The 18,554-nt window shown below is 50.9% G+C and carries 15 protein-coding genes, 2 pseudogenes and 1 riboswitch; of the genes and pseudogenes, 9 read left to right on the plus strand and 8 right to left on the minus strand.

Annotated features, from left to right (window positions below; all coding sequences use genetic code 11):
- The first annotated feature begins 51 nt into the window (after positions 1–51).
- The 3 genes from J1G48_RS07865 to J1G48_RS07875 are packed head-to-tail and all read left to right on the plus strand — an operon-like array spanning position 52 to position 4,285.
- Positions 52–732, plus strand: coding sequence for a fimbrial assembly chaperone (locus J1G48_RS07865; RefSeq protein WP_000871808.1), 681 nt, complete (start codon positions 52–54; stop codon positions 730–732).
- 28 nt (positions 733–760) lie between these two features.
- Positions 761–3,247: a fimbrial biogenesis outer membrane usher protein gene (locus J1G48_RS07870; protein WP_000413358.1), complete on the plus strand. Its 2,487-nt coding sequence runs from the start codon at positions 761–763 to the stop codon at positions 3,245–3,247.
- A 15-nt stretch (positions 3,248–3,262) separates the two neighbouring features.
- Complete coding sequence (locus tag J1G48_RS07875; RefSeq protein ID WP_000825916.1) at positions 3,263–4,285, plus strand: fimbrial protein; 1,023 nt, start codon at positions 3,263–3,265, stop codon at positions 4,283–4,285.
- Between the two features lie 43 nt (positions 4,286–4,328).
- On the opposite strand, the gene rcnB is transcribed toward J1G48_RS07875, so the two are convergent.
- Positions 4,329–4,643, minus strand: a complete 315-nt coding sequence (gene rcnB, locus J1G48_RS07880; protein ID WP_000837534.1) for a Ni(II)/Co(II) efflux transporter accessory subunit RcnB — start codon at positions 4,641–4,643, stop codon at positions 4,329–4,331.
- Between the two features lie 281 nt (positions 4,644–4,924).
- Positions 4,925–5,021: riboswitch (TPP riboswitch) on the plus strand.
- A 31-nt stretch (positions 5,022–5,052) separates the two neighbouring features.
- Here rcnB and thiM point away from each other — a divergent pair.
- From thiM to J1G48_RS07895, 3 genes are read left to right on the plus strand one after another with little or no spacing between them, the layout of a single operon-like run.
- Positions 5,053–5,850, plus strand: a complete 798-nt coding sequence (gene thiM, locus J1G48_RS07885) for a hydroxyethylthiazole kinase (protein ID WP_001182156.1) — start codon at positions 5,053–5,055, stop codon at positions 5,848–5,850.
- Positions 5,837–6,637, plus strand: a complete 801-nt coding sequence (gene thiD / locus J1G48_RS07890; protein WP_001188955.1) for a bifunctional hydroxymethylpyrimidine kinase/phosphomethylpyrimidine kinase — start codon at positions 5,837–5,839, stop codon at positions 6,635–6,637. The genes thiM and thiD overlap by 14 nt, the downstream gene beginning before the upstream one ends.
- Positions 6,638–6,672: 35 nt before the next feature.
- Entirely contained in the window at positions 6,673–7,419 is a 747-nt protein-coding gene (locus J1G48_RS07895) for a GntR family transcriptional regulator (RefSeq protein WP_000434062.1), read from the plus strand.
- Here J1G48_RS07895 and J1G48_RS07900 read toward each other — a convergent pair.
- The 3 genes from J1G48_RS07900 to J1G48_RS07910 are packed head-to-tail and all read right to left on the minus strand — an operon-like array spanning position 7,393 to position 10,627.
- A complete protein-coding gene (locus J1G48_RS07900; RefSeq protein WP_001012656.1) occupies positions 7,393–8,358 on the minus strand; it encodes a PfkB family carbohydrate kinase in 966 nt (321 codons plus the stop codon). The genes J1G48_RS07895 and J1G48_RS07900 overlap by 27 nt on opposite strands.
- Positions 8,355–9,359: an ADP-ribosylglycohydrolase family protein gene (locus J1G48_RS07905; protein ID WP_000642789.1), complete on the minus strand. Its 1,005-nt coding sequence runs from the start codon at positions 9,357–9,359 to the stop codon at positions 8,355–8,357. The genes J1G48_RS07900 and J1G48_RS07905 overlap by 4 nt, the downstream gene beginning before the upstream one ends.
- On the minus strand, positions 9,356–10,627 hold the full coding sequence (locus J1G48_RS07910; RefSeq protein ID WP_000858692.1) for a nucleoside permease: 1,272 nt from the start codon (positions 10,625–10,627) through the stop codon (positions 9,356–9,358). Before J1G48_RS07910 ends, J1G48_RS07905 begins: the two co-directional genes overlap by 4 nt.
- Positions 10,628–10,880: 253 nt before the next feature.
- Between J1G48_RS07910 and fbaB the strand changes: the two genes are divergently transcribed.
- Positions 10,881–11,933 carry a class I fructose-bisphosphate aldolase gene (fbaB, locus tag J1G48_RS07915; protein WP_000129590.1) on the plus strand — a complete coding sequence of 351 codons (1,053 nt, stop codon included), beginning with the start codon at positions 10,881–10,883 and terminating at the stop codon, positions 11,931–11,933.
- Positions 11,934–11,985: 52 nt separating this feature from the next.
- Here fbaB and yegS read toward each other — a convergent pair.
- A pseudogene (gene yegS, locus J1G48_RS07920) lies at positions 11,986–12,886 on the minus strand (lipid kinase YegS).
- 561 nt (positions 12,887–13,447) lie between these two features.
- Between yegS and steD the strand changes: the two are divergent.
- Both steD and J1G48_RS07930 read left to right on the plus strand, forming a co-directional pair.
- The gene (gene steD, locus J1G48_RS07925) at positions 13,448–13,783 is read left to right on the plus strand and encodes a type III secretion system effector SteD (RefSeq protein WP_001576201.1); all 336 of its coding nucleotides are present in this window, start codon (positions 13,448–13,450) and stop codon (positions 13,781–13,783) included.
- 121 nt (positions 13,784–13,904) lie between these two features.
- Positions 13,905–14,321 (plus strand): CesT family type III secretion system chaperone, encoded by a 417-nt coding sequence (locus tag J1G48_RS07930; protein ID WP_001680202.1) that lies wholly within the window; start codon positions 13,905–13,907, stop codon positions 14,319–14,321.
- A gap of 15 nt (positions 14,322–14,336) precedes the next feature.
- Here J1G48_RS07930 and J1G48_RS07935 read toward each other — a convergent pair.
- From J1G48_RS07935 to J1G48_RS07945, 3 genes and pseudogenes are all read right to left on the minus strand, one after another.
- Positions 14,337–14,509 (minus strand): annotated as a pseudogene (locus tag J1G48_RS07935) (non-LEE encoded effector protein NleB); the annotation flags it as partial.
- Positions 14,510–14,959: 450 nt separating this feature from the next.
- Positions 14,960–16,321: a tRNA 5-hydroxyuridine modification protein YegQ gene (yegQ, locus tag J1G48_RS07940; protein WP_001517981.1), complete on the minus strand. Its 1,362-nt coding sequence runs from the start codon at positions 16,319–16,321 to the stop codon at positions 14,960–14,962.
- A gap of 115 nt (positions 16,322–16,436) precedes the next feature.
- Complete coding sequence (locus J1G48_RS07945; RefSeq protein WP_000434258.1) at positions 16,437–18,548, minus strand: DUF4034 domain-containing protein; 2,112 nt, start codon at positions 18,546–18,548, stop codon at positions 16,437–16,439.
- Between the last annotated feature and the right edge of the window lie 6 nt (positions 18,549–18,554).

The following is an 18,554-nucleotide window of genomic DNA, read 5'->3' on the forward strand; positions in this document are numbered from 1 at the left end:
TTGGCGGCTAAGCTTTTAGCCGCTTGTATCTCTTTTATAAGGTTATCGGCCATGAAATGGATGATTGCATTATGCCTGGCTTGTGCCGCTATGCCTGCGTGGAGCGGCATTTATATATATGGTACACGTATTATTTATCCGGCGCAGAAAAAAGATATTACCGTACAATTAATGAATGACGGTAAACGAAGTTCACTCATCCAGGCGTGGATTGATAACGGTGATACCAGCCTGCCGCCAGAAAAATTACAGGTTCCATTTATTATGACCCCCCCTGTAATTAGAGTTGCGGCAAATTCAGGTCAGCAATTAAAAATAAAGAAGCTCGCTAATAATTTGCCTGGCGATCGTGAAAGTCTTTTCTACCTCAATGTATTGGATATTCCACCAAATTCAGACGAGAACAAAGATAAAAATATCATTAAATTTGCGCTACAAAACCGGATAAAGTTGATCTATCGCCCACCGGGGGTACAGAAAGTCGATAAAGCAACATTTTCCCGCTTGCAGTTGCTTCGTGCGCCAGGGAGTATTAGCGTGAAAAATAATTCCGCAAACTGGATCACTATTCCAGAAATTAAAGCAAAAAGTAAAGTAAATAAAGAAACCTTATTACTGGCTCCATGGTCATCGCAGAGTATCACCACAACGGTAGTCGTAAATAGCTATACCGTGACGCTAATTGATGATTCTGGTAATTATTTAAACGAGACTGTCAAAATAGAAAATTAAAAGCGGGGAATCCACCTAAGGATAGATAATGGAAAAGTTAAACGCCATCACGCTGTCACTTTTTGCAGCATTACTTATTTCACCCGCCTGGGCTGAAGAAGAAACATTCGATACTAACTTTATGTTCGGTGGGTTGAAAGGTGAAAAGGTGTCTCGTTATCAGATTGATAGCACCAAACCCATGGCTGGCGTTTATGAAATGGACGTTTATGTCAATAAAGAATGGCGTGGAACTTATGAGGTTAATATTCAGGATGACCCCGATAGCACCTGTATTTCTCCGGACCTGATCGCCAGCCTGGGAATTAAATTTACCCCGCAGAGTACAACAGTAGAAAATGAATGTATTGCGCTGAAAACGGTGGTTCATGGAGGTAGTGTTTCTTATGACACTGCCGCTTTTAACCTTTATCTGAGCGTCCCTCAGGCTTATGTGCTGGAATATGAAGCGGGCTATGCGTCTCCAGAGACATGGGACCGTGGAATTAACGCTTTTTATACATCGTATTATGCCAGCGAATATTACAGCCATTATAAAAGCGGCGGTAGTGAGAAAAATACTTACGCAAATTTTGTCAGCGGATTGAATCTGCTTGGATGGCAATTACATTCTAACGCTAATTTTTCCAAAAGTGAAAATTCAGCTGGCAAATGGCAGAGCAATACTCTGTATCTGGAACGTGATTTCCCGGCGGTACTGGGGACAATGCGTCTGGGGGAACAGTACACCAGCGGGGATATGTTTGATACGGTGCGCTTTCGCGGGGTGCGCTTCTGGCGTGATATGCAAATGCTGCCGCACTCTAAGCAAAATTTCGCTCCGGTTGTGCGTGGCGTGGCGCAAAGTAACGCCCTGGTGACGGTTGAACAGAATGGCTTCATTGTTTATCAAAAAGAAGTTCCGCCTGGCCCCTTTGTATTTGAAGATCTTCAGCTGGCAGGGGGGGGAGCCGATCTGGACGTGAGCGTTAAAGAGGCTGACGGTACTGTTTCACGGTTTATTGTTCCGTATTCTTCCGTTCCCAATATGGTGCAGCCCGGCGTAGCAAAATATGATTTCGCCGCCGGACGAAGCAGAATTGAAGGAGCCTCTCAGCAAACTGATTTTCTCCAGGGAACCTATCAGTACGGGGTCAATAACCTGCTAACGTTGTATGGCGGAACGATGTTAGCCAGCGATTATCGCTCATTTACCCTTGGCACCGGATGGAACACGCTGATTGGCGCGGTATCTGTCGACGGTACGTTGTCTCATAGCAAGCAGGATAATGGCGATGTTTTTGATGGGGAAAGCTACCAGGTTGCCTGGAATAAATATCTCCCGCAATCGGCCACCCATTTTTCTCTGGCAGCGTATCGCTACTCATCACGTGATTATCGCACTTTTAACGATCATGTCTGGGCTAATAACCGGGATAACTATCGTCGCGATGATGACGATATTTATGATATTGCTGATTATTATGAGAATGACTTTGGGCGTAAAAATACTTTCACTCTCAATATTAATCAGACGTTACCCGATGGGTGGGGATATTTTACTGCCAGCGCTCTGTGGCGCGACTATTGGGGGCGTAGCGGCACGGGAAAGGATTATCAGTTAAGCTACAGTAATACCTGGCAGCGGCTCAGTTTTACGCTATCGGCAACTCAGACGTATGACAGCAATAACCGTGAAGATAAGCGCTTTAATATCTATTTATCGATTCCCTTAACATGGGGATTAAAGGAGAATGGGGGAAATCGTGATATCCATTTATCGAATTCCACCACCTTTGACGATCAAGGTTATGAGGCGAATAACACCAGCCTTAGCGGCACGTTCGGTAATCGCGATCAGTTTAATTATACGACTAACCTCAGCCAGCAGCGACAGGAACACCAAACGACATTCGGGGGATCGGTAACCTGGAACGCCCCGCTGGCGACAGTCGGCGGCAGTTACAGCCAGTCCAATAAATACCATCAGGTGGGCGGAAATATTCAGGGAGGGCTGGTTGCATGGGCCGATGGCGTGCATTTAGCCTCTCGCCTTAATGATACTATCGCGATTATTAACGCGCCGTACCTGGAAGGCGCGGCGGTGCAGGGGCGTCCCTATTTACGTACCAATGCAAAAGGTTATGCCGTATTTGAAGCATTGACGCCATACCGGCAAAATTTTATCTCTCTTGATGTCTCTGAGAGTGAAAGCGATGTCGCCCTGTTGGGAAATCGAAAAGTTACAGTGCCTTATCGCGGAGCCGTAGTATTGGTTCATTTTGAAACAGAGACCAGTAAACCTTTTTATTTCCTGGCGCGGCGCGCAGATGGCGAGCCTTTAACATTTGGTTATGAAGTGGAAGATGACGAGGGAAATAATGTAGGACTGGTAGGTCAGGGGAGCCGGGTATTTATTCGTACTGAAAAGGTTCCCATTTCGGTAAAAATCGCAACAGATAAACAACAGGGTCTTTTCTGTAAGATCACTTTTGATAAACAGATTGATGAAAATAACGTTTATATTTGTCGGTAATCTTTAGGTGACGCCATGAAAAGACTACTATTTTTATTAATGATGATGCAGTTTACGCAGTTGGGTTACGCGGCGTGTAATGCGACCTTAACCAACACGAAGGATTATACGATTCAATCCGACAGCTTAATGCTGGGGGGGGAGGAGTCAGCCATTATTACAAATGGTTTCACAGATGCCAATTGTTCTAATAGTGATGTTGTGACTAAATTAGAGACATCCGATCATATTATCGGTATGGGACCGAATGACAGTGTTAAGTTAAAGTTAAAAGTTGAATGGCAGAGCAGTAGTGCGATAAATATGCGCAATCAAAACGGTGTAATTGAAGCCCCCTATAAGATAACGATTTCAGAAATAAACTCACTGGAGGCGGTGACTGTGTCTGCCAGGGGGGGGTACTCGGTTACGATAGATAATATAACGGTGATGTCGGGTGCAAAGAATCAATGGAGCAGTAGCGATTGGGTGGTATTTATTTTAAGATATATTGGCTGTTGGGGGAATAGAGAGTGTGTTGCAAACGTTATCACTGATCTGAATGGGAAAGGCGTTTATAAAGCCAGTTTAACGATAAATTACAACCGTAAAGAAACTACCTGCGCCCCCCAGAATCTCACCATCACACTGGACCCGGTGCCTATGACTAAACTCCGTGCTAAAGGAGAGGTTAGTGAGTTTTCTAAGCAGGGTGATATTATTCTGGATTGCAAAAATCAGGTGCGGAATGCGATGCTGACATCACGGCAAATAGCGGTAAATCTACGTAGTGATTTAGTCTGGGATGAGAATGAAGCAGTCCTGAAACCGGATAACGATAATGGCGTTGGGTTTATCTTAAGAGATTCAAATCGGAGCCTGCTTAAAATAAACAAAGGAGTAGCGATAAATAGTATTTTCAAAACCTATGCCAAAGGCAGCGCAGTGAATTCGGTGGAAGCTATTCCTGTCTTTGCCACATATTATGTTCTCGATCCTGCAAAAGTTAAAGCGGGGCCATTACAATCGAAAGCATTAATCGTGGTATCTTATAATTAAATTTATGCGGTACGCACTCTTTATAGAAAGAGTGCGTATATCATTATCGATGATAAAAAATCTCGCCATCATAGGCTTTGATAATTTTTCCATCGGTATCGTTAATCAGTACATACGCGCCGCCCATATAGGTCCAGTGAGTACCGGCATCTGGCGCGGGCAGATTACGTAATTTCCACTGTTTAATATTATACTCATCGGTGCGGTACATTTGCGGAACGGTATCGCCGGGCTTGAAGTGGGTGAAGTCGGCGATAAAGCTTTTTAACTCATATTGATCAATGCCCGTTGTCGCGGGGGCGGCCCATGCAAAACTGGTTGCAAGCAACAGCGCGCAAGGCAGCAACTTACTTTTCATATTTTTACCCTCCACATATGCGGGTCAGTTAACATCGTGTGTATCATTTCTGCTGGTGGCGTATCTGACAAGCGCTATTTTGTTATCTCACGCCCCTTTTCGTAAAAAGTGTAAACGAAAGCGTCGTGCAGCAACATATCCGCCAGCAAGTTTGCCAGAACCGAATAGGTTTTGAGAACTATCTGATAACGCTGAAATTATCGTCCGCGGCTGGCTGTAAATTTACATTGTCTGGCGCAGACAGTATGCTTAATAGCGAAACCCCGCTTAACACGGTGGGGCTTGACGACTCGGGGTGCCCTTCTTTGTGAAGGCTGAGAAATACCCGTACCACCTGATCTGGATAATGCCAGCGTAGGGAAGTCTGACACTGCTCGTGTCCCTTCTTCACGCGGGCAGGAGCTGAACCATGCAGCCTGACCTGCACTGCCGCACGCTTGCGGCGCATACGTTAAAACACTTTCGCGCGCTCTCCCCGCTTACGCACTGTATGACGAATGACGTCGTACAAACGTTTACCGCCAATACGTTGCTGGCGCTGGGCGCTTCACCCGCCATGGTGATTGATCCTGTCGAGGCCAGACCGTTTGCCGCCATCGCCAACGCCTTGCTGATTAATGTCGGAACATTAACTGCCTCACGCGCTGACGCGATGCGTGCGGCGGTAGAAAGCGCTTATGATGCCAAAACGCCGTGGACGCTTGATCCTGTCGCGGTGGGCGCGCTGGAATTTCGTCGGCGATTTTGCCTGGATCTCTTGTCCCTGCGCCCGGCGGCAATACGCGGCAACGCCTCGGAAATCCTGGCGTTATCCGGCATGGCGCTGGGCGGACGTGGCGTAGATACCACCGAGGCGGCGTTGGCCGCACTGCCTGCGGCGCAGGCGCTGGCGCGTCAGATAGACTGCATCGTTGTGGTTACCGGAGAGATAGATTACGTCACTAATGGTCAGCGCACGCTGAGCATTCCCGGCGGCGATCCGTTAATGACTCGCATTGTAGGCACCGGCTGCGCGTTGTCGGCGGTCGTCGCCGCCAGTTGCGCGTTACCGGGCGCCGCGCTGGACAATGTCGCGTCGGCCTGCTGCTGGATGAAACTGGCTGGACAGGCCGCGGCAGAGCGTAGCGAAGGACCTGGTAGCTTCATCCCGGCTTTTCTTGATGCGCTCTATCATCTGGATGTGGAGGCGGCCAATGCAACGAATTAACGCGCTGACGATTGCCGGCACCGATCCCAGCGGCGGGGCCGGTATCCAGGCGGATCTCAAGACCTTTTCCGCGCTGGGCGCATATGGCTGTTCGGTCATCACCGCGCTGGTGGCGCAAAATACCTGTGGCGTACAGTCGGTGTACCGGATAGAGCCGGACTTTGTCGCCGCTCAACTTGATTCCGTGTTCAGCGATGTGCGCATTGATACCACAAAAATCGGCATGCTGGCGGAAACCGATATTGTCGAGGCCGTGGCGGAGCGACTACAGCGTCATCATGTACGTAATGTGGTGCTGGATACGGTGATGCTGGCGAAAAGCGGCGATCCGCTGCTCTCGCCCTCTGCGATAGAAACATTACGCGTCCGGCTGTTGCCACAGGTATCGCTGATTACGCCTAATTTGCCGGAAGCCGCAGCGTTGCTGGATGCGCCCCATGCACGTACGGAACAGGAGATGCTGGCGCAGGGGCGGGCGTTACTGGCGATGGGGTGTGAAGCGGTATTGATGAAAGGCGGGCATTTAGAGGATGCGCAAAGCCCGGACTGGCTCTTTACCCGTGAGGGCGAGCAACGTTTTAGCGCGCCGCGTGTGAACACCAAAAATACGCATGGGACGGGCTGTACGCTGTCGGCGGCGCTGGCGGCGTTACGGCCCCGGCATCGCTGTTGGGGAGAGACGGTAAACGAGGCGAAGGCATGGCTTTCGGCGGCGCTGGCGCAGGCGGACACGCTGGAAGTGGGGAAGGGCATTGGTCCGGTACATCATTTCCACGCGTGGTGGTAGTATACTGCCTACAGACCCGTCGTCAGGAAAGATAAATGGAACAAGCGCATACCCGGCTCATCGCGCAACTGAATGAACGAATTTCAGCGGCGGATAATACGCCGCTATACATGAAATTCGCCCAGACGGTAAAGGATGCCGTGCGCAGCGGTATTCTTGAGCACGGTAATATTTTGCCTGGCGAACGCGATCTCAGCCAGCTTACCGGCGTCTCGCGCATCACGGTACGAAAAGCGATGCAGGCGCTGGAAGAAGAGGGGGTCGTCACGCGCGCCCGCGGCTACGGTACGCAAATCAATAATATCTTTGAATATTCCCTGAAAGAGGCGCGGGGATTTTCTCAGCAGGTTGTCTTGCGCGGCAAAAAACCGGATACGCTATGGGTTAACAAACGCGTGGTAAGTTGTCCGGATGAGGTCGCGCAGCATCTGGCGATCCCCGCAGGCAGCGACGTCTTTTTACTCAAACGCATTCGTTATGTTGATGAGGACGCGGTATCGATTGAAGAGTCCTGGGTGCCCGCGCATCTGATTCATGATGTCGACGCGATTGGCATTTCGCTGTATGACTATTTTCGTCGCCAGCACATTTACCCTCAGCGTACCCGATCCCGCGTCAGCGCCCGGATGCCGGATGATGAGTTTCAGTCGCATATTCAAATGGATGGTAAAGTGCCGGTGCTGGTGATTAAGCAGGTGGCGCTCGATCAGCAGCAGCGGCCTATTGAATACAGCATCAGTTATTGTCGTAGCGACCTATACGTTTTTGTGTGCGAGGAGTAGCGCCTCGCGCGTGGGCGCGCAGTCGCCGCCGCGATGCCCGACCACCCAGCTCGCCACCGCATTTCCCAGCAGTACGGCATCCGCGAGCGACCAGCCTGACGCCAGTCCTGCCAGCACGCCGCCAGCATGGCTGTCGCCTGCGCCGATGGTATCCACCACGGTTGCCGGAAACGCTGGCACAACGCCGGAAGATTGCGCGCTAAAATACCACGCTCCGTCTTTATCGTGGCGCACCACCAGCGGCGCGGAAAAGCGTTTTACCCATGCTTCGCCGAAAGTGCGGGTATCGGTCGCAAGCCCGGCGCGTTCCGCGGCGATGATGGCTTCCTGGCGATTGAGGGATACGATGGGCCGGCAGGCCATAATGCGCGCCATTGCATCGTCTGTAATATCACCGATTCGCGGGCCAAAATCGATAAAAGGCGTTACATCGTCGACGGTTTCCAGCCACTGGATCAGTGGCTCGCCACAGGACGAGGCCAGTTGATAGCCGGACAGGTAGACAAGACTGCCCCGCGGTGTCCTGAGCTGCGACAGCCAGTCCGCATTCCACTGGTTTTCCACGCCGCTAAAAGACATAAACGTGCGTTCGCCATCCGGTTCGACTAACGCCAGACACCAGCCGTTATCTCCTTCAACCGCGTCAATCACGCTGGATAATCCCTCTTTTGCCAGACGGCGGCGAATCCTCTCCGCCCACACGCCCTGGCCCAGCGGCAGCGCATTGCTGGCGTCAATCCCCAGTCGTTTCAACGCCACGGCAATATTCAGCGCACAGCCGCCGACATTGACGCTCTGTTGTTGCAGTTCAATATCGCCTCCGCGACGCGGCAACGTCCAGGCGTCGGCAATGATATCGATCACTGCCGCGCCGATAACGGTGAGCGGACGCCGGGTATGCAGGGTCGGTAATAATGTCAGCAACCGTGCGCCGTTCATAGTGCCTCCCGCCGTTGACGATAGCTCGCCAGCGCAACGGCATAGCGCGCAAAATCCAGCTGATTAACCTTGTCCAGCGTTTGCTTTAACTGGGGGTTAATGGCGCTTACCCCGTGCAACGCGCCGCAAATGGCGGTAGCCATCGCGCCGATAGTGTCGGTATCGCCGCCGAGGTTAGCGCACAGCACGGCACAGCGGTTAGGATCGGTATTCGCCAGCTCCACCATGGCGATAGCGCAGGGAACCGATTCAATGGTGCTGGTTCCCGCGCCGATGATCTGATAGAGCTGTTCGCTGGCAGATTCGACGCCGTCGGCGTGGCGGACAATGTTTAGCGCCAGTTCCAGACGTGCCGATAGCGAGGCGCTAAACGTGGTAATACGCGCTGTCTGCGCCTGATGGGCGATGGCGGGGAGCGAGTCGGCAATACTTTGCCACGTGTCGCCGTTAACCGCTCGCGAGACGGCCCAGGCGACAACCACGGCGCCAGCCACCGCCAGATCGGATTTATGCGTCGGGCTGGAGGCTAACGCTACTTCTGCTATAAAGGCTGTCAGGTTAGTTGGCGGCAACAGGCAGCCCAACGGCGAAACGCGCATGGCCGCGCCGTTAGTCACGCCGTTATTTTCCAGCGCCGCGATGGGTTTGCCGTCGCGAATCGCATTCAGCGCAATTTTTGACGTCGGGCCGAGTACATTTTTATTGAACGCATCAAAGCGTTCCGCCCAGGCGAGGATGTTACGCCCAATAATCTCGGGATCAATGTTGCCTTCGCATTCGAGTAGCGCGTCGGCCAGGCAGAGCGCCATTGCGGTATCATCCGTAAACTCCGCGCGGTTAAAATAGCAGGCGGCATTATTCTCTTTTGGCCCGGGCAGAAAGCGGTCAATCCAGCCGAAATGCGCTTTGACGCGCGTTCTCGGCCACAGCTCAGAGGGCATTCCCATCGCATCCCCTAACGCTTGCCCGTAAAGAGCACCGAGAATACGTTCTGCTTTCATTTTACTTCCCCTTGTGTCAACGCAATATCGCGATCGTCAATAGCAGTGATCTCTTTGTCCGATTCGCGAAAGAAAATCATAAACAGTAGCGCGATGACGGCAATCATCACTGCGCCAAACGTCCACATGCCCGCCCAGTTGAATGTCAGACCGTTAACCGGTTGCGGATAAGCAAACATTTTTTCCATCATCACGCCGCCGAGGCGATACCCCAGCAGGCTGCCGAATCCCTGACAGCAGAGGGTGATAAGCCCTTGCGCAGCGGTACGCATATGAACCGGCGCTTTTTTATCGACATAAATGTAGGCGGTGACGTAGTAGAAATCGTAACTTACGCCGTGCAGCAAAATACCGAGGAACAGCAGGGCGTAAGTGAAGTACGTCTCCGCGCCGCCATAGACAAAAAAGCCGTAGCGGATCGCGGCGGTAATAAGACCAAGTAATAATACCTTTTTAATACCAAAGCGCTTAGTGAAAAAGGGTAGCGCCAGCATAAAGAAGATTTCAGAGAACTGGCCGAGCGTCATCCAGCCGGTGGCGTTTTTCATTCCCACTTCTGTCAGATAGCCGTTAGCGAAGATGTAGTAGAAGGCCAGCGGCATCGCAAACAGGAAGGAACAGAAGAAGAAAACGAGAAAGTTTTTATCGCGCAGCAGAACCAGCGCATCCAGCCCCAGCATCACTTTAATATCCATCTTGCCGGTGCTTTTTGGCGGCGTGTCTGGCAGACAGAACGCAAATACGCCCAGCAACGCTGAACTTGCGGCGGTTATGAGCAGTGGAATGTTGGTGGGGGAAATATCGTTATAGCCTAACATTTGCGGCAAGAATCCACAGGCGAGGCCGGAGGCAATCCACCCAATGGTTCCCATAACGCGAATGCGTGGAAAATCGCGTTCAACGTCCGGTACGTTAGCGAAGGCAATGCTGTTTGTCAGCGCGATGGTCGGCATATAGGTCAATGAATAGGCCAGGAGCAGCGGAAAGAATCCGGCAAAGGTGGTTTGCTGTGCCGCGAAATACATCAGTACGGCACCCGCAAACATCAGTACCGCCAGGACTTTTTGCGCTGAGAAAAAACGGTCGGTAACGGAGCCGACCAGAATCGGCGACAGGATCGCCGCAATGGCGGTACAGGCATAAGACCAGCCTATTTCACCGGCGGAAAACCCGCTTTTATTTAGCCATAGCCACAGGGGGACGAACCAGGCGCCCCAGATAAACCACTCCACGAACATCATGAACGACAGTTTAAAGGTCGTTTTCATTTTTGAATCCTTCATGACAGGTAAGGTACGCCACGACAATACCACTTAATAATACCTTTTAAATACCATTGAGCATTAATTTTGACCGATCTAACACTTTTTCGGACGTGAATCGAGTCAGCAGATAGCGCCGAAAAAATGCGCTAAAGTTGGCAAAAATGGTCGGTCAGTACCAGGCTTATTGCGACCCGCAATCTGCGGGGCAGGACTATTCACCTTCCGATACCCTATCGGAACTTACGGGAGCATAGCTATGACTGATATTGCGCAGTTGCTTGGCAAAGACGCCGACAGCCTTTTACAGCATCGTTGTATGACCATTCCTTCCGATCAGCTTTATCTACCCGGCAAGGATTACGTTGACCGGGTGATGATTGACAATAATCGTCCACCAGCCGTTCTGCGTAATATGCAGACGCTCTATAATACTGGACGCCTGGCGGGAACAGGATACCTTTCGATACTGCCCGTCGATCAGGGAGTGGAGCACTCCGCCGGCGCTTCTTTTGCGGCCAACCCGCGCTACTTTGACCCAAAAAATATTGTTGAATTGGCGATTGAGGCCGGCTGTAACTGCGTGGCCTCTACCTACGGCGTACTGGCCTCGGTTTCACGGCGCTATGCGCACCGTATTCCGTTTTTGGTCAAACTGAATCACAACGAAACATTGAGCTATCCGACAGAGTACGATCAGACCCTGTACGCCAGCGTTGAGCAGGCGTTCAATATGGGCGCCGTGGCGGTAGGCGCGACGATCTATTTCGGTTCGGAACAGTCCCGTCGCCAGATTGAAGAGATCTCCGCCGCTTTTGAGCGTGCGCATGAGCTGGGTATGGTGACCGTATTGTGGGCTTACCTGCGTAATTCTTCCTTTAAAAAAGACGGCGTCGATTACCATGTATCCGCTGACCTGACGGGGCAAGCCAACCATCTGGCCGCTACGATTGGTGCGGATATTGTGAAACAGAAAATGGCCGAGAATAATGGCGGTTATAAAGCGGTCAACTTCGGCTATACCGACGATCGCGTGTACAGCAAACTGACCAGCGATAACCCGATTGATTTGGTTCGTTACCAGTTGGCGAACTGCTATATGGGACGCGCCGGGCTTATCAACTCCGGCGGCGCGGACGGCGGTGACACTGATCTCGGCGACGCGGTTCGTACCGCGGTGATCAACAAACGAGCCGGTGGAATGGGACTAATTCTGGGACGTAAAGCCTTTAAGAAATCGATGGCTGATGGCGTGAAGTTGATTAATGCCGTACAGGATGTCTATCTGGATAGCAAAGTCACCATCGCCTGAGTTCAACGAAGAAAAGCCGGATGTGAGCGCATCCGGCCAGCGACTGGTGTTATTAACGTAGCAACGGGCAGTCTGGCGGCAGCCGACAGCGTAATGCGCCAGGCAGCACCTCAATATGAAATTCTTGCCCGCTGAGTGGTTCGCCATCCAGATTGAACGTGATTTCATGCGGTGCATGAATATCAAACCACGCTGAGGCGCCGTCAATAATATTCGGATTGTCATCTGACTGCGTGAGTGTGGAAAACAGCGCCGGCAGCAGTTCTTCGCCGGTAAAAATCCGTAGCTGTAACAGTCCGTCGTTAACCAGCGCGGTAGGACATAATTGCTGCCCGCCGCCGGCCCTGACGACCGTTGCCGATGCCGATCACCAGCGCATCTCCCTGCCAGTGAAAGTTTTCGCCACGTATTTCGCAGCGGTCAGGGGTCAGCGTATCCATTCTCATCAGACCGTGAATAAGATAGGAGACGCCGCCCAACGCGGCTTTAAGTTTTTCCGGCGTTTCGGTGGTAATGCGGGTGCCAAAACCGCCCGTCGCCATATTGATAAAACAGGTTTTATCATTGACCCTGGCCATATCAATTTCCATCGCGTTTCCGGCAATCGCCAGTTTCAGCGCTTTGTCCAGCGCTTCAGGAATACCGGCGCTGGTGGCAAAATCGTTGGCAGTGCCGAGCGGCAAAAGGCCCAGTGCAGGGGCTACGCCGTCGCGGATCTGGATGAGCGCGGTCGACACTTCATTAATGGTACCGTCTCCGCCGCCGGCAATCACCGTTTCAACGCCCAGTCTACGGGCTTCATCAACGTAACGCTGCGCGTCGCCTTTTTCCCAGGTTACCCGAACGTGAATCTGTATACCTTCGTCGCGAAGTAGAGTAATGGCCTCACGTAGCGGCTGGTTATCAGCGCTTTTGCCATTGAGGATCAGTAAGCTGGCGGGAAAGTTAGCCATCCGTTATGCCTTAATAGGTTGAACAACAATCTCCAGAAAGTGTATAGCAGAAATGAAAAAGCGAGGTCAGAACAGGATGAAAATTGAAATGTTGCGCACTTATTGCTTTACCGTTTTTCTTCCTGCTGTACGCAGCGGTAAGTGAAGCATGGTTTAAGGCAAATGGCGACAAGAGAGATGCCGGTATGCGCATTGAGTAGCGCTTGTGAGAGTGCAAGGAAATCACAAGGGGTAGTCAGACGCTTTCCGATATAGCGCCTTTGATAACGAAACGGAGAATTAACAAGACGAACATACGTCAGTTATCAGTATTAATTTCAAACACCATAATATCAGATAAAAACCTGATATTTATTACCAAACATACTTTTTAATAGCATAAAATCGAAATGTTCTTTAGACTCTTTAGCAGAAACACGGCGCACTATTAGAAGCACGCTACTATATATCAAATAAAACCTATTTAGATGATGGCTTAGCGCGGTGTCCTATAGTCGTACCGTTGCCTGATGTATCGCTTTTCTCATAAACATAAACAGGCATGTGCATGAAGAGGTTTATATGAATGTCACTTCAGGCGTGAATGCGCAAACGCCATTGCTCCCTCCTTCTGAACGGGGTAATGACGAAAAACCGGTAGCTGAAATCGTTGATTTTAACGCTTATGGCAATAAACCCAGATGTTTAATGTGCCTGGGAACCACGGCATTGTTTGCAGGTGTTTTCAGTGGGGTATGCTCAGGGGCTGTCGCCAGTGTCAGTAGTGGTACTGCATATACTACCGCCCTGACGGTTTTAGGCGCATCGTTTGGCATGGGGGGAATTGGTATGATGGGAATATGCGCCGGACTATACCTTAGCGCAAATGGCATCAGAACCCGGCCAGCCTGGCCATAAATGAGCAAACACAGCAAGTCATAGGGAAAAGACGAATTCCGACGATGACACGGGGTGTTAAGCGTCCAGACCAGAGGCTTATGACTTATATAGGAACGCTTTAGATAGAGTATGGGGTGTTATGTATTCAAGAGCCGATCGCTTATTAAGACAGTTTTCACTAAAATTAAATGCCGATTCAATTGTCTTTGACGAAAACAGATTATGCTCATTTATTATAGATAACCGTTACCGTATCTTACTAACAAGCACTAACAGTGAGTATATAATGATATACGGTTTTTGCGGAAGACCTCCGGATAATAATAATCTTGCTTTTGAATTTCTCAATGCTAATTTATGGTTTGCAGAGAATAATGGACCACATTTGTGTTATGATAATAACTCACAATCATTATTATTGGCTCTCAACTTCTCACTAAATGAAAGTTCTGTAGAGAAACTGGAATGTGAAATTGAGGTAGTTATTAGATCAATGGAGAAACTGTATCACATTTTACAGGATAAAGGAATAACTCTGGATACCGATTATACGTGACGGTGGGAAGGGGATTTGGTGATCTGGTGGCAATAGAGGATAATCAATCCCAGCAAAACTTACATGGCCTGATGAAGGTGGACTGAGCGTAGGTGCGATGGTTTGAGTATTACTTTGACATGAAATCAAACCTCTAATCCGGGAAACATTATTTTAATCCTTGTAAAAGCGGCATTAAAACGTGCCATACCTTTACACGCTTAAATTATCAGTTTTTAACCTTAATTTAATAATCTGGAAACTTTTTGTGTAAGTTCTCACAAAGCAGTTATTGATTTAATTCACTGATGTTAAACGTAAAAGTCAGAATGCTAAGTCCTGAGTCCGACCGGATGCGGGGAGGATTGTGACTTGCTGGCTGGCCATGAATAGGGGAGGTCTGTAAACCTAAGCGCCCATTTGCGCTTTGGTTAGTGTGGTCAATGTTGGCTATGGCGGGAAGTACCACTTTTTTATTGATTATACGCAAAAAATAAGCCTGCGTAAGGGAGATTACGCAGGCCAAGGAGGTGGTTCCTGGTACAGCTAGCATTTATGGGTTATGTTTTTCAGCGCGTTGAATAATACCCGCATTGAGCGAAGCGGTATGTGATCAATTTCTAAGAATCTTCCCGCCATGAAAAAATAACCGCAATTAACTACTTAGCATGGGGGTTACGCGTTGATTCGCCTGAGAAATTACGCATCAATAGTGCGTAATCCAGCGTAACGTCCTGCGGGACGGGCATCCAGACGGTATAGCCATCGCCAGGTGCCACCGGCATAGCGTCGCCTTTGGCGTTCTCCATCTGTTCCAGGGTGAAATTGATATTTCCCTGCGGAGTCATCAGCTCCAGACTATCGCCAACGGAGAATTTATTCTTCACCGCCACGGCCGCCAGTTGGCCTTTACGCTCGCCGGTGAACTCGCCGACAAATTGCTGGCGTTCGGAAACGGAGTACCCGTACTCGTAATTCTGGTAATCGTCGTGCGTATGGCGACGCAGGAAACCTTCGGTATAGCCGCGATGAGCCAGACCTTCCAGCGTTTCCAGCAGCGTAGGGTCGAAGGGTTTACCCGCGGCGGCGTCGTCGATGGCCTTACGGTAGACCTGTGCGGTACGGGCGCAGTAATAAAAGGATTTGGTGCGGCCTTCGATTTTCAGCGAGTGGACGCCCATTTTCGTCAGGCGCTCCACGTGGGCGATAGCGCGCAAATCTTTTGAGTTCATGATATAGGTGCCATGCTCGTCTTCGAACGCGGTCATGTATTCGCCCGGTCTTTGGGCCTCTTCTATCATAAACACTTTATCCGTCGGCGCGCCGATACCGAGCGTCGGCTCAACGTTCTGTACCGGAATCGGTTCGTGCTTATGCACGATGTTGCCGACAACGTCTTCTTTTCCTTCCTGCACGTTATATTCCCAACGGCAGGCATTGGTGCAGGTGCCCTGATTCGGATCGCGTTTATTGATGTAGCCGGAAAGCAGGCAGCGGCCGGAATAGGCCATGCATAGCGCGCCGTGGACGAAAATTTCTATTTCCATATCCGGCACCTGCTGGCGAATTTCCTCAATCTCTTCCAGCGACAGTTCGCGGGAGAGAATCACACGGGTCAGCCCCATCTGCTGCCAGAATTTTACCGTCGCCCAGTTTACGGCGTTAGCCTGTACCGACAGGTGAATCGGCATTGCCGGGAAGTGCTCGCGTACCAGCATAATCAACCCTGGATCGGACATGATCAGCGCATCCGGGCCCATCTCGACGACGGGTTTCAGGTCACGGATAAAGGTTTTGAGCTTGGCGTTATGCGGGGCGATGTTCACCACCACGTAGAATTTTTTTCCGAGCGCGTGGGCTTCGTTGATGCCAAGCTGCAAATTTTCGTGATTGAATTCGTTATTACGCACGCGTAAAGAGTAGCGTGGTTGGCCCGCATAGACGGCATCGGCACCGTAAGCGAAAGCGTAACGCATATTTTTCAGCGTTCCCGCCGGCGAAAGAAGTTCTGGTTTAAACATCATTTTCTCGTTCTGATGACAGGTCAGATCCGCCTCACCTGATGAGGCGGCTTGAGGAGAGTCCTCACTTTAAGGGCGGGCATTGTAGCGCCGTGGGAGAGGGGAGTAAACCACCTTACACCATTGAGTTGACCTGTCCCGGCAGCTCTGAATTCGGGATGCGGACGGTATACCACGCGAAACGGAAGCGTTTCCAGAAAGAATCGAAATGCAGGTGGTCCAGGCAGTCCATAACGATTTCATTATCCGGGTAAAGCGTGAAGGCAAAATGCGCCCAGCGTGCGCTTAGCTTCATATTAAACAGCGTTCGATCGTGTTTATTACCATGCAGGCGCGATAGGGTCACCATAGCGTGTAGCGTGCCTTTGTTGGCTTCTTGTTGCACCAGTTCCAGATGCTTATGCGCCAGCGTAATATCCTTCACTTCAAAAATATTCAGCAGGAACAAGCCCCAGGCCTCTTTATGCCCGTACTGATGCGCCAGCCAGAGATTATCGAGCAGTTCTTTTTCATAAGCGGAACGTTTTTCGGTATCAGGTTCTTGTTTACTCAGACGCTGGTTGCAGATGCCAATGCTGAAATGAATATTTTGCAGGTCATTTTCATAGTCGGTATAGCCTCCGTTATCTATTAATTTGTACGGGGGGCTCTCGCGCAGCGCTAACTGCCGGTGCAAAATCTCCGCCGCGCGCTGAAAATACCCTAACGCGATGGCAGGATCGTAAGGTAGTAGGCCGTTGTTCTCTTTATTATTGTGTTCAAGGCCCAGCAGGTTTAGCGCGGCGGGTATATTTCTTTGTGCGCCCAGCTCTGCCAGCGGCACGAAATGTTCCGGGAGCCCGAACCAGTCGAAATTTTTAATCGCCGCCCGCCAGTTATGGTTATATTGAATGTCGGCGACGCTATCGAGCCAGGCGAGGCCTTGCGCCTCATCCTTTTCGAAACCCAATAACCCGGCGTACTGAAAGTAGCCACGACGGATTTTCGGCACTGCGAATTCCGTTTGCTGCGCATTCTGACAGAGAAAATTATACATCCACCAGGTGTCAGGAAAATCGCGCAGGGCGAACTTTATCGTGTCATCAAAGAAGTAATTGTTGAACTTAACTTTTTCCACGATCGAACGCTGAAGGGTTCGCCAGAGCGCGTCATTATCGTCCAGATCGCTATAGCAGACCCGCAGCCACTTCAGCGTGTTATGGCGAGATTCCTGGATATGCGCTCGCAGGCTAATCTCTTCGGCTTTGGCGATAATGCGTTCCTGTTCTGCCGGGGAGTCAACCTCTTTGATGCGCAGATCGCGGTGATCGTCCCACCAGATCAATAGCTCCAGATGTTCACGTTCTGCGGCAGAAAGGTGATCGCATACGCTTGATTCCAGAAATTCGCGGATTTCCTCGTGAGACCCTCCCCAGCGCGGCATACGAAACGGGATATATTCATCCAGCACGTAAAATGCCGTCGGGAAAATAGCCAGGCAGACGGTGAGCCAGTATTTTTGCCCGGCATCGTCATTGCACTCCGGCAGCACGGACGGGCGCGGCAAATTTGGGCAAACCGCGTCGGCAAACGACAGCCCGGAATGGGCCATCAGCGCGTCCACCTCCTGCGGTGAATGGCGATGATATTCAGCCAGATCCTCCATTAATGGCTGCCCGGCAACATCCGCGCCCTCGAGGAACTCAACCAGCCAGTCGGGCTGGCCGAAGACTTTTGAGTTGGTGCTGGTCAGGGCCGCCGCCATCCACTGGCGCGGTTCACAGTCGATAGCATTGAGCACGGCGATGACCATCCGTTCGTTGCAGGCGGCGGCGCAGATCCACATCGCTCGGGTGGTTTCTCTCGCCCAGCCATAGCTGCGATACAGCCACGCACGGTGATTCCAGTATTGCGCCTCGGCAAGCCAGGCGTGAGTGGAGCGGGGGCGGGCGCGCTGCCAGTTTTTGATCAGCGCTAATCCTTGCGGCCCAGCCTCAACCAGCGTGTCCATATCGTAAAAAGGGTTGTCCATTTGATTCCAGGCGAAGAAATAGCGCTTTTCCGCTTCGCGGCTGGTAAAGCTCTCCGTCAGCGTCTGGTTGTAGCGTTCGTCCAGTTCGTCATAGCGTTCTTCGCGCAGCAGGCCGGAAATATCGGCGATATGCCACTCTCGTTGCCCGTCATTGAGGGGATTTTTGTGGTTGCACATCTCAAACATAGCGTTGAGCAGACGATCATCCTGTTCCATAAATAG

The organism is Salmonella sp. SAL-020 (assembly GCF_017372215.1).
Lineage (GTDB): Bacteria > Pseudomonadota > Gammaproteobacteria > Enterobacterales > Enterobacteriaceae > Salmonella > Salmonella enterica.